Annotated in this window: 7 protein-coding genes; 6 read left to right on the top strand and 1 reads right to left on the bottom strand. The window is 49.4% G+C overall.

All coding sequences use genetic code 11. The annotated features are described in order from the left end of the window. Nucleotides 1-290: 290 nt before the first annotated feature. The 3 genes from ACSV5M_RS18230 to ACSV5M_RS18220 all read left to right on the top strand — a co-directional run bounded on the left by ACSV5M_RS18230 (nt 291) and on the right by ACSV5M_RS18220 (nt 6082). Entirely contained in the window at nt 291-1814 is a 1524-nt protein-coding gene (locus tag ACSV5M_RS18230) for an alpha-L-fucosidase (RefSeq protein WP_439177928.1), read from the top strand. A 380-nt stretch (nt 1815-2194) separates the two neighbouring features. Beyond that, on the top strand, nt 2195-4900 hold the full coding sequence (locus tag ACSV5M_RS18225) for a glycoside hydrolase family 2 TIM barrel-domain containing protein (protein ID WP_439177927.1): 2706 nt from the start codon (nt 2195-2197) through the stop codon (nt 4898-4900). Nucleotides 4901-4993: 93 nt separating this feature from the next. Beyond that, nucleotides 4994-6082, top strand: coding sequence for a non-reducing end alpha-L-arabinofuranosidase family hydrolase (locus ACSV5M_RS18220; protein ID WP_439177926.1), 1089 nt, complete (start codon nt 4994-4996; stop codon nt 6080-6082). A 25-nt stretch (nt 6083-6107) separates the two neighbouring features. Here the strand turns inward: ACSV5M_RS18220 and ACSV5M_RS18215 are convergent, their stop codons facing one another. Then, nucleotides 6108-6818, bottom strand: a complete 711-nt coding sequence (locus tag ACSV5M_RS18215) for a response regulator transcription factor (protein ID WP_439177925.1) — start codon at nt 6816-6818, stop codon at nt 6108-6110. On the opposite strand from ACSV5M_RS18215, the gene ACSV5M_RS18210 reads away from it, so the two are divergent. The 3 genes from ACSV5M_RS18210 to ACSV5M_RS18200 form a co-directional block, all read left to right on the top strand. After that, nucleotides 6817-8733, top strand: coding sequence for a sensor histidine kinase (locus ACSV5M_RS18210; protein ID WP_439177924.1), 1917 nt, complete (start codon nt 6817-6819; stop codon nt 8731-8733). The two genes, ACSV5M_RS18215 and ACSV5M_RS18210, sit on opposite strands and share 2 nt — an antisense overlap. A gap of 385 nt (nt 8734-9118) precedes the next feature. Beyond that, complete coding sequence (locus ACSV5M_RS18205) at nt 9119-9457, top strand: hypothetical protein (protein WP_439177923.1); 339 nt, start codon at nt 9119-9121, stop codon at nt 9455-9457. Between the two features lie 58 nt (nt 9458-9515). Further along, a partial coding sequence (locus ACSV5M_RS18200; RefSeq protein WP_439177922.1) for a putative Ig domain-containing protein occupies nt 9516-12746 on the top strand: 3231 nt, incomplete at its 3' end.

The raw sequence follows: 12746 nt of genomic DNA, 5'->3' as shown, positions 1-12746 counted from the left end.
CAAACAAGGATAAGTTTGTCTGGGTGTATTCTCCTGCAAATATCGCCAGACATCTCTCGCATTCACTACGCTCCCCTTCCTGTTTAATAATTTTTATGGCGCGCTTTTGGTCACAGCTTGTAGTGCGGCCTTGCTCAATATGAAATAGAAATAACACTATTTGATGAGTGTTATAAATCAGCAATATTATTCATTTAATCCACTGCTATGACCGGTTAAAGTCAGGGGTTACGTAAGCTGAGTGGCGCAATTCAGCATGGTTTTAACTGGTTAGTCTGGATGTGAATGTTATGAAAAAAATATCAATAAAATTGTCTGTCCTCCCCTTGATTTTTATGGGCGCCTGCTCTCTTGCAGCAAACGAAAAAAACGTTCAGCCCGGGTTCGATAAAAATGCAGCTTTTACGCCAGATACCCTGGAAAAATACACTGTGCCTGAATGGTTCAGTGATGCAAAGTTCGGTATCTGGTCGCACTGGGGGCCGCAGTCGGTACCGCGAGCGGGGGATTGGTATGCGAGACACATGTATGTCCCTGGAACTGCACAGTACGACTACCATGTTAAAAACTATGGCCACCCCTCAAAAGTGGGGTACAAGGACATCATTCCCCTTTGGAAAGCAGAGAAGTTTGATCCTGACGGCCTGATGAAGCTGTACAAGGAAGCGGGTGCTAAATACTTTGTGAGTATGGCAGTACACCACGATAATTTTGACCTGTGGAACTCAACATTTCATCGATGGAATGCAGTAAACATGGGTCCAAAACGTGACATTGTTAAGGACTGGAAACAAGCCGCAAAAAAATACGGTTTACGTTTTGGGGTATCAGAGCACTTGGGCGCTAGCTATAGTTGGTTTGCCCCTAGCCATGGTTATGATGAATTCTGGCCTCACAATGGCGTGGGTTACGATGGCGAGAATCCGGCGTATGCTGATCTATACCATTCTGGTAAGGACAGGCCCTATCGAGATTCCAGAACATGGTACACCGATAACCCGGAATCCCAGCAAAACTGGCTTTTGAGAATTACCGATCTTATCGATCAATACAATCCCGACCTGCTTTATACGGACGGTGGAATTCCTTTTGGCCAGATTGGCCGCTCGTTGATTGCTGATTTTTACAATAAAAATATAAAAAGAAATGGTGGCCGCCTGGAAGCAGTTTATACGCACAAGGATATCGGTTCTGGCCAATTCATACTCAAAGCCGGTGTTCAGGACATTGAGCGAGGCGTGATGGAGGGTATTAGTCCATACCCCTGGCAAACCTGCACTTCAATAGGGGATTGGTTTTATAGTGAAAATTATCAATATAAGAGCACTGCACAAGTGGTGCACATGCTGACTGACATTGTCAGTAAAAACGGGAACCTGTTGATTAACGTCGTTCAGTATCCAGACGGAAGCCTGCCGCCTGAATCGATTCGTTTCCTGAAAGAAATGGCGGCCTGGATCAAGGTAAACGGCGAGGCAATTTACTCAACCAGACCATGGAAGATCTATGGTGAAGGTCCAACGTCGTCCGCAGCAGGACACTTTAAAGAAGAAGATAACTATACCGCGCAAGATATCAGATTTACCGCAACATCCGATGCGCTTTATGCTACTACCTTGGCTCAACCATCAAAAGAGATAAAGATCTACTCATTAGGTAAAAATAGTAAGTTGATAGATAAAGACATAAAAAAAGTAACGTTGCTTGGTTACGATAAGCACGTGAGTTGGCGCCAGGAGAATGATTATCTGGTGGTATCTTTACCGGATGTTTTGCCAACTGCCTATGGCTCCAGTGTAAAGATTATTTTCTAGATTCCATGGCCATCAAAAAACGGTTCGAAAAATCCGTTTTTTTTGATGGATTTCAGAAAAAGCGGTTGATAACAGTTTTCGTAAAAATAATAAGATTAATTTAATCTGTAAGTTATTTTGTTTTTACTTAAAGTTTTTTTTGGTTCTGAAAGGCTAGGATATCGTCGTCGTTTATTGTTAAACGGCTTGATCGATTTTCTCCCCTTGCATGGATGCTCTTGTCATCAGATATAGCATAGAGGTCAGAACTCTCCGTGCTATATCTGCTTTTTTATTTTTTTGAGAATTCGGCGGTACTAATGATCTTGCGCACTATGTGGCTGTTGGTATTTATAACGTTGAGCAACCTCTGCCTGGCTCAAGCCACCGAGGTTCATTTTTTGAGTGGCACAGACAAAGATCACACGGTGGATTGGCAATTTCGGGTCAGTGGAGGGCGCAATAGTGGCGAATGGAAGTCAATTCCCGTCCCTTCAAACTGGGAAATGCAGGGTTTTGGTACTTATCGTTATTGGAGCGATTGGGATGGCGGGCTTGCCCCGGATCGGGAAGGGCAATACCGGTACACCTTTTCCGTACCCGCCGATTGGCAAGGCCGTGCAATTGAGATTGTGTTTGGCGGCGTGATGACTGATACCGAAGTCCATCTGAATGGGGAGCTCGTCGGGCCGGTGCACCGCGGTGGTTTCTACGAATTTCGTTACGACATCGATAAACACTTACGCTACGGTGCAGACAATTTACTAGAGGTTAAGGTCACACGTTTTTCCGCCGATAAATCTATCAACCTTGCCGAGCGTCGCGCCGATTTCTGGATGTTTAGCGGTATTTATCGTCCGGTGTGGCTTGAGCTAAAGCCATCTGAACACATTGAGCGTATCGCTCTGAATGCTGCACATGATGGTGAATTCCAGGCACAGGTTTTATTAGACGGTATTGAAGGTGCTGATTCGGTCGAGGGGCATATCGCCACGCTGGATGGCAAACGGATAGGGCGTCGGTTTTCGGCAGCGGTGGCACCAGGTCAGCGTGAAGTGATACTCGCAGCCCGGCTGCGCGACGTGCGCCCGTGGAGCGCAGAAGACCCTTATCGTTACAAGGTCGTGGTCGAACTCAAGCGTGGCAGAAAATCCTTGCATCAAGTAGAAGAAACATTTGGTTTTCGTACAGTAGAGGTTCGCCCTCGCGATGGTTTTTATATCAATGGTCGTAAGATTCGATTAAAAGGGGTGAACCGACATTCTTTCTGGCCCGACTCCGGGCGCACCACCAGCGAAGCGATTAGCCGCAGTGATATTGAGCTGATCAAGTCAATGAATATGAATGCGGTACGCGTGGGGCATGCGCCGCCGGATCGGCATTTTTTGAAGGTGGCCGACGAGTTGGGCATTTATGTGATTAACGAACTCACCGGTTGGCAGGATGCATACAACACTGATGTTGGCCGGCCTCTGGTGCGAGAGATGATTACCCGCGACCACAACCACCCCTCAATTATCATCTGGGCCAACGGCAATGAAGGCGGATGGAATCTGGAACTCGATGCCGACTTCAGACATTGGGATAGACAAAAGCGTCCCGTCATTCATCCTTGGGCGCTGTTTGGCGGTATTGATACGTCGCATTACGAAACCTACGACTGTTGCGCCAGTAGCTTATTTGGTGGTTCTGAATTGTTCATGCCCACCGAGTTTTTGCACGGGTTATACGACGGTGGCGCTGCGACCGGATTGGATGACTGGTGGAACAGGATGTTGCGGCATCCCTTGGCTGTAGGTGGTTTTATCTGGGCCTTTGCCGATGAAGGTATCGTGCGTGACGATCAGGGTGGCGCGATTGATACAGCGGGGAATTCGGCACCGGATGGCATTTTAGGGCCCTATCGTGAGAAGGAGGGAAGTTTTTATGCCGTTCGCGAAATCTGGTCGCCCGTGTATTTTCCGCAAAGTGAATTGAGTTATTTATCTGAGCATTTTGATGGAACGCTACGTGTTGAAAACCGTTATGACTTTACTGACTTAAGTGAGGTGAAATTCAGTTGGGAACTGTGGCAATTTCCAAATCCCCATGATTCTGAAGCAGCTCATGAGGTGATCAGCCAAGGTAGCGCGAAGACTAAAGAAATCGCACCAGGTCAATCAGGTAATTTAGCTTTGAAATTGCCGAAGAATTGGCGCACCAACCATGCCTTGGCGTTGTCCGCAACAGACTCCCATGGTCGATTAATTCATACCTGGACGTGGATGATCGCATCGCCAGCTGACACGGCCAGACGAATGTTCGGCGAGAGTCATGGTGTTGTTGAAGCGGAAAATAATGCGACTCATATTCAACTTCGCAGCGAAGACCTGACATTGTTGATCGATAAGCGCAATGGGCGCTTGGCCGAAGTGATGCGCGGAGAACAGCGTTTGTCACTGGACAATGGACCGCGCCTGGTCGAAGGTGAAAGCAAAGTAGAAAACGTATCACTCGATTGGGAGGGTGACACGCCGGTAGTCAACATCCGTTATCAAGGTGAATTGCGACGCACGCAATGGCGCTTACATTCCAATGGTTGGCTGCAAATCAACTATGCCTATGGTCTACCACCGAAGCATCAAGCCCGTTACATGGGCGTAACTTTTGATTACCCGGAAGAGAAAGTCAAAAGCGTCCGCTGGTTGGGGCGTGGTCCATACCGCGTGTGGAAGAATCGGTTAAAAGGGATGACCCACAATATCTGGCAAAACGACTACAACGATGCCATTACCGGACAGTCCTGGATCTATCCGGAATTCAAAGGATTCTTCCGGGATTTCCATTGGGCCACGCTGGAAACAATGGAACTACCCATTACCCTGGCCACGAGCAATCACAATACCTTCCTCAGGCTCTTTACCCCGGCACAGGCATCCAGCCCCATGGCGACCCAGGTGGATTTCCCGAGCGGTGACATCTCACTGTTACAAGGTATCGCACCCATTGGAACCAAATTTCATCCTGCGGAAGCCCACGGTATTCAGGGCGCTTTAAACCGGGCAGGGCGTTTGGGGCAGTGGCACGAGGGAGAGATGTATCTGTTTTTTGGAACACTCCCCAACTAGTGCCATACAGGTTAAATCACCATTTTTCAGGCAAGGTGCTGAGGATGATGATGGCTGGAAAAATTAACTGATACTAATAATATGAGAGCAACAATGAAGCAAGCGGTATCAAAGAGTAAAACCTATTTAAAAGGAATCATCGCAGTTTTTGCGGTGGTAGTTGTGGCATGTTCGACAGTGAAAGCGCCTTCGACAAATCAGGATACAAAAAGCTTTTCCTGGATTTCCAGTGAGCCCCTGATATTACCGCCGACGGATGCCAACCAAAAAATATTCGGCGTTAAAGACCCATCAATTGTCTATTTTGACAACAAATACCACGTCTTTATGACCACTGCTGGAGAGAAGGGTTGGGGGTTGGCCTACACATCATTCAGCGAATGGAGTGAGGCGGCCACGGCGCCCATTATCGGCTTGGATAAATCTGCTATAGGTCCCGGTTATCGGGCTGCGCCGCAAGTGTTTTACTTCGCACCACAAAAGCTGTGGTATTTGATTTATCAGGGAGGGGACCCTCTTTATTCAACCAGTCGAGATATCAGCGACCCGATGTCCTGGTCCGCACCTGAACCTTTTTTCAAGGTAATACCGGAGCTCGTCAAGCATGATGATGGCTACAACGCCTGGCTTGATTTCTGGAATATTTGCGACGAAAAAGATTGCTACTTATTTTTCACCAATGACCACGGCGATTTTTTTCGTGCACAAACATCGCTCGAGCAGTTTCCCAATGGTTTTCATAACACGACAAAGATTATGTCAGGCAGACGGGATGATCTCTTCGAAGCCAGCAATACCTACCACGTTGCCGGTACCCATAATTACCTGACCCTCATTGAAGCTATTGGCCCGAAAGGACGTTATTTTCGGGCGTGGGTCAGTGATAGTCTGGCTGGCGAGTGGCATCCATTAACGTCAGATCCTATGAATGTGTTTGCGAGTTCAGACAATATGCGTTTTCGGGGACGCATCTGGTCCGAGGGAGTTTCCCATGGTGAAATAATTCGTTATTCGGTGGATCAGACATTGGCTATCGATCCGTGCAAGCCTCTGCAGTACCTTTATCAAGGGCTGGATAAAGAAGAAGGAAAGTCCTATGAATACATTGAAAGCCCTTACCTGCTCGGCGTTATCACGGCAAACCTCGCCAATCCGATCAGTAAGATGTGTAATAAAATCTAGAAATTAACGGAATTCACAGTAAATATCACTGTTTGTCACTAGCCCGGCGATTCCCCGCAAAGGTGTAACCTTTGTTCCGCAAAGTATGGATAGGCAAATTCACGCCCGCTTCTTTTTTGGTTTTGCTGCGGAGTCGGCTCAGGATACTATCGAGCCTGCGCGTGTCGTCGTGGCGGCTGCCGGGCGGGAGATAGTGGCACAATTGATCGCGGCTGATGGCTTGCCCGGGCTGTTCCATCAGCGCTTTTAGCAATGAGGACTCGGTGACGGTCAAGCTGATGCGGTGGGTGTTCGGGCAGATCAACTCCAGCGATTGCTGATCCAGTCGCCACTGCGTGGGTGGCTGCGTTTCTTCAAGCAAACCGGTGAGCCGTGAATGCAGATGATCAATCGTTACCTTTAATTCTTTCAGGTTGATCGGCTTAACCAGATAGGCGTCGGCACCGGCGCTGATCCCTTCGATGCGATCCTCCACATGGCCGCGGGCCGTGACCATGATAATCCCCAGTTTTAAACCATAAGTACTGCGCAATGCTTTAGCCGCAGAGAGACCATCGCCGTCCGGTAAGGTAAGATCCAGCAGCAGAATATTCCAGTGCTCATAGCGCAGTGCATGCTGCATGTGCTGGATACTGTCGGCAGCGCCGGCTTTATAGCGACAGAAATTCAGATAATCGACGATTTCTATACGTAAATCGGGGTTGTCTTCAACAACGAGGATACGAGGAGTAGTCATGCAATCAAGCCTTGGACGTCATTGGTTACGGGTACTGATATCCCTGGCAATATCGCTCTCCAGTATTGCGATACAGGCAGAGACTCTTCCCTCACCACTCAACGGGACTGTTTCCAACCTTGATCTTCGACCCAATTTGGAATATTGGGTTGAAAATTGCGCCAATTGCCCGGTAAGTGTAGAAGATTTAACCGCCCCCGAACAACCCCCTTATGCAAATTTTTTAAAGCGAAACGGCAATAATTATTCATTTGGTTATACCAAGACGGCGCACTGGTTTCGTTGGCGCCTGGCAGTAACGCCCGATGCAGAAGGGGAGTGGTGGCTGCAGGTCGCCCCCACATTTCTTGATTCGGTGGACTTGTATATTCCGCAGGGCGATGGGTCTTACCGCAAGATTCATATGGGGGATCACGTCCCGCAACCGGCTCGGCCCATCTCTGCACGGCATTTTCTCGCGCCCCTCGATTTGTCTTCAGGGACTACGGGGTATTACTACCTGCGGGTCCAAACCACTAGCACCCTGACACTGGGGCTTACGCTGTGGAGCCCAGAGGCATACAGCTACTCGTTGGGGATTGAGAATTCATTGTATGGTTTGTTGTTTGGCCTTGTACTGGCGACGGTGGTTGTCACCTTGATCAGTGGCTTGTGGATCCGCAAACCCTTCTATTTTATTACTGCTGGTTTTGTGTTCTTTAACGGTTTTATGCATTTCATCCTCAATGGCTACGATCAACTGCTGTACGAGCAGCCCGGAGATTGGTCGGATCGCTTGATGTCGTTCACCAACTTTATCGCAGCGACCTTTGGTGTGGCGATGTGCCTGGTATTTTTAAAACCGGAGCCACACTTCCCGCGGTTATCAAAACTGATGTGGGCGCTGGCAGGGCTCAGTGGTGTGTTTGCATTACTGGCATTACTGGGTGCTCCGATTCCGCTCGCTGCTGCCTTTGGCAGTACATTATTGTTAATCCTGATGTCCATCCTGATTACACTGATGTTGCGTCACCGTTTTGTGCCGGCGTTACTGATGTTGATCCTGTTTGTGCCCGGCTTCCTGACATTGCTGTTTCAAATCGCACGCAATTTCTCACTCTTACCCTTGACCTTCTGGACGACCCACGTTTGGGCAATCATGACCATCTTTCAGACACCCTATATTGCGCTGGTGGTGATGTTGCACTTGCGCGCCCAGGAAAAGGCTTTTTTGAGTGAGCAACAAAAGGCGCGTTTACATCGTGATTTATTTAGCATGGTTGCGCACGAGTTGCGCACGCCCCTGGCAGTTGTCGGTTCTGCCATGGCCAACATTGAATTGCAAACCCAGGACTCTCATCCTGAACTGGCACCGCGCTTTTCCCGTGCGAACCTCGGCCTTGCACGACTGAATACATTGATTGATAACGCATTGGCAGAAGACCGCTTGCTGGACAAAGGTATCCAGTTGCAGCGCGAGTGGATTACGCCGGCGGCGTTGATTGAACAGGTTCATGAATTGCGGCCGGTGGAACCACCACACTATTTGCATATCAGCCTGAACAACGAAGATGCGCAATTTTTTATTGATCCGCACTGGGTCGGGTTGGTTGTGCTGAACTTGCTGGACAATGCCATCAAGTATTCACCCGGTGGTGGTCAGGTATATATTCACATCGGGCAGGAAAACCAGATGCTCAAGATCGAGGTAGCGGACGAGGGTATGGGTATTCCGCCAGAAGCTGCCGACAAAATCTTCGACAAATTTTTCCGTGCGGAGAATGCCTTGGCCTTGCGCGGTCATTCCGGCATGGGGCTGGGCTTATTTTTGGTTCAGACGGTTGTGACGCTACACGGTGGGAAACTGGCTTATCAACCCAACCCTGCCGGTGGCTCCATCTTTACGGTGTATCTACTTCGGACTACCCAGGAATAAAGCTTCCCTGGATAAACACCGCCTCGTTTTCTCTGCTTGTTTTCCCGCTTAAATCCCCATAGCAGTGCTTTTCAGCACTGCTATGTCTTGCCAGTTGATTTTTAACGCTGCTCTAACAACCGACAAGTTTCCACGTTGCAAGAAATTGCAAGAAATCGCAAGAAAATGCGAGACCCCCTCTGACTATACTCCCCGGTAAAAGATGAACTTGAAAAATGTATGCGGATTGGTTGGTTATCAACCGTCAGCCGGTTGATCTTTTTCGAGCGGCGGCGAGAGGCGTTTTATCGTGTGCCGCGTTAACAATTGTCCCTGAAAAATACACTCGGTACTGACCATGACATCACAGTTTCATTTATTCCTTTGCCGATTTTTTTGTTTGTTCATGTTGACAGGTACTGCAACCATCGCCACGGCAAATGAATGGCAGCAGTTGAGCGTGCCGATGGTCGGTGTTGAACACTATACCCGCGAGGTGTGCCTCGAATTTCACGCCGGTGACTCGGTTCAATACCGTTTTACCTCAAAACATCCGGTTAATTTCAACATCCATTATCACCCTGAAAGTGGGACTGAATTCAAGAACCGTCTGGAAACGGTGCAGGATGTGAGTGACAAGTTCAGTGTTGAATCAACACAACCCTATTGTTTTACCTGGAGCAACAAAACTGAGGCAGGAGAGGAATGGGACATCAAGCTCGAATACCTCGCTTTATCCAAATAATTTTCAACCAAGAGACCACAGGGCAATTTGATTTTTGTCCTTCAGGAACATGCTCACTATGAACTCAGGATTAAAACGTAATTTTATTTCTCTGCTGGCGATGGGGTTGCTGACAATTGCCGCCCTGGCGCCAGCCAGTGCGCTGGCCTCGCACTTTCGCGGCGGCTCGATTACCTGGCAATCTAAAGCGATGGACGGTGATGGTGTCAGGAACGATATCGAAATCACTGTTAAAACAGCGTGGCGTTATGACTACATTGACCCTGTCGGTTTGCAAAAATCGCCGAACTTTACGACGACGCAACAAAGCAATGAAATCATCTTTGTTAACGGCGATATAAAAAACGCAGACTATGCCTTACAGACGACCATCTTCACGGCGAAGAATCTTGATCCTGATACAAAATATTCAGTGTTTTTTTCCAGCAGTGCGCGTATCGGCAACCTGGTAAACAACGCGAACGGCACCTGGAAAATTCAGAGCACGATTTATCTGAAAGACGATAACCTCGCGCCGAAAATCGATTTACCCATTATCCTCGAAGTGCCGAAGTTACAGTCTGATGGTGTGACAACGCTAACGAATTGGACTTACGATCTAAGTTCTACCGACCCTAACGCGGATAAACTGCGTTATCGCCTGGCGAATCTGGATGAACTTGGTGGTGGATCTTCAACCAACCCGCCGGGGCTTGCCATTAACCCCAACACCGGAGTTATCACCTGGAGTGGTTCCGGTGGCAGGGCCAACGGGCTTTATAGTGCCGGCATCGTCGCAGAAGATGTTGACGAAAATGGCAATGCCAAATCCAAGACTCACGTTGATCTGATCCTGAGCCTGGTTAATCAGGCCCAGGTGAACTATGGAAACTCTGCATCGATTCCAGAAACCCGCAACATCATTGTTGAAAAAGGTGATAGCTTTTCCTTCGCGATTACCGGCAGTGCCATCGATACTCAAAGCCTCGGTACCATGCAGGGCGCTTTGACTGAAGATACACCGGACAATTACACCTTCACTCCCGGCCCGATGGGTTCAGGTCTTGATCCGGGCAGTTATCCGATCACATTTGAGATTCGCGATAACACCAACACCAGAAGCAACAATTATTTGGGCTTGACCTTCATTGTTCCTGACCCGAATGCGCCGCGCGTCTACAACATCGAAGCGGACAAAGTGACCTATTCAGGCACAACAGCCGTACGCGTTGACCAGGATCAAAATGCATCGGTAACCGACGCCAATACAACGGAATTCCAGGGCGGCATGATGAAATTCAACGTGACCTTTACCGATGGTCAGTTGGAAGTGCTCAGCGTTGATAGTGAGGGGGATGGCGCTGGACAAATTCGGCGTGATGGCGACACGATTTATTATGAAGGTAATGCCTTCGGTACGGTTCATCCGACCCTGGATGGCGAAGGTCGTGCACTGCGCATCGACTTTACCGGCCCGACCAGCCTCGACACATTGCAAGCGTTGGTGCGCGCCTTGACCTACCGGGATACGTTTCCTTTGCGGGAGGAGGGTGATCGCGCCCTATCGCTTTATATCAAAGATCCTGATGGTCTCAGCACTTCCAACGATTTCTTTGTACATGTAGAACCGCACCCGAATGCCGGTGATTATTCCGGCCCACCATTGGAAGCAGCGAATACCATCACACTGGTAGAGGGTGATGCTATTGCGTTAAGTAATGAAAATATCAGCTATGCCGACCCGGAAGGGGAACCCATTACCTTCAACGTTACGAGCGTGACTAATGGTCGATTTGCGTTGGTGAGCAACCAGGGTGCAGCAATTACCACCTTTACCCAGGAAGACATCAACCTCGGCCGTATCGCCTTCGTTCATGACGGCAGTGAATATGCGCCGACTTACACGATTACGGCAACGGATGGTACCAATACCACCGTTCCCAGCAATGGTGTGATTAACTTCACTAATGTAAATGACGCTGGTCCCAGTTTCACCAACAGCCCGGCAACAACCGCAACAGAAGGGGTTGCCTACAGTTACGTACCAACCATTTCTGATGCTGACCTGGGTGATACACATACTTACAGCATCACCAACCGGCCTGCCTGGGCAAGCTTCGATACCACGACCGGTACGCTGTCGGGAACACCCGGTGGCGGCGATGTAACCACCTTCTCCAACATCACCATCCGTGTGACGGACAGCGGCGGTTTATTTGCAAACCGTGGTCCATTCAATATTACTGTCACGGCAGCGGCGGATACCGATGGCGACGGTGTACCCGATTATGCGGAAACCACAGCCGGCACCGACCCGAATGATGATGAAGACTTCCCGGACGGTGATAACGACGGTGTGCCCGATTATGTTGAGAGTTTTGGCGATGGCACTGACCCTGACGATGGTGACAGCTTCAAGGATACCGATGGTGATGGTGTGCCTGACTATGTGGAAGCACAGGAAGGTACCAATCCCAATGATCCGACGTCCTATCCGGATAGCGACAGCGATGGTGTACCCGATTACGTTGAAGTAAAGGATGGTACCGATCCGAACGACCCGACCTCGGCCAAAGACACGGATGGGGACGGCGTCCCGGATTATGTCGAGACTGAAATCGATGGCACTGATCCGGCGGACGACACCTCGGTCAACGACACCGACGGTGACGGTGTGCCTGACTATGTGGAAGTTGTTGAAGGCACCGACCCGAATGATCCGACCTCCAGCAAAGATACCGATGGTGACGGTGTACCGGACCATGTTGAAGGTCAGGATGGTACAGACCCGACTGATCCAACGTCCTTCACGGATACCGATGGCGACGGCGTGCCGGATTATGTTGAGGACGTAGATGGCTCTGATCCGACCGATCCCACGCTGTTCAAAGACACTGACGGTGATGGTGTGCCTGACTATGTTGAGGAGGTCGATGGTACCGATCCGACTGATCCGACCGACTACACCGATACCGACAGTGATGGTGTGCCCGATTATGTCGAAAATGTTGATGGCACCGATCCCACTGACCCGACCTCAGCCAAAGACACCGATGGTGACGGCGTACCGGATTATGTTGAGGACGTAGATGGCACCGATCCAGCCGATCCGAAGTCGGCCAAAGATACCGACGCTGATGGTGTACCGGATTACGTGGAAGAGGTCGACGGTACTGATCCGACTGATCCAACCTCAGTAAAAGATACCGATGGTGACGGCGTGCCCGATTACGTTGAGACGGAAGTTGATGGCACCGATCCTGACGACGACAGTTCCGTCAAAGATACTGATAACGACGGCGTGCCCGAC

This window comes from Cellvibrio sp. ARAG 10.3 (assembly GCF_051846955.1).
Taxonomy (GTDB): domain Bacteria; phylum Pseudomonadota; class Gammaproteobacteria; order Pseudomonadales; family Cellvibrionaceae; genus Cellvibrio.
Note: the sequence above shows the minus strand (reverse complement) of the source record. Positions and strands in the feature narration are given on the sequence as shown.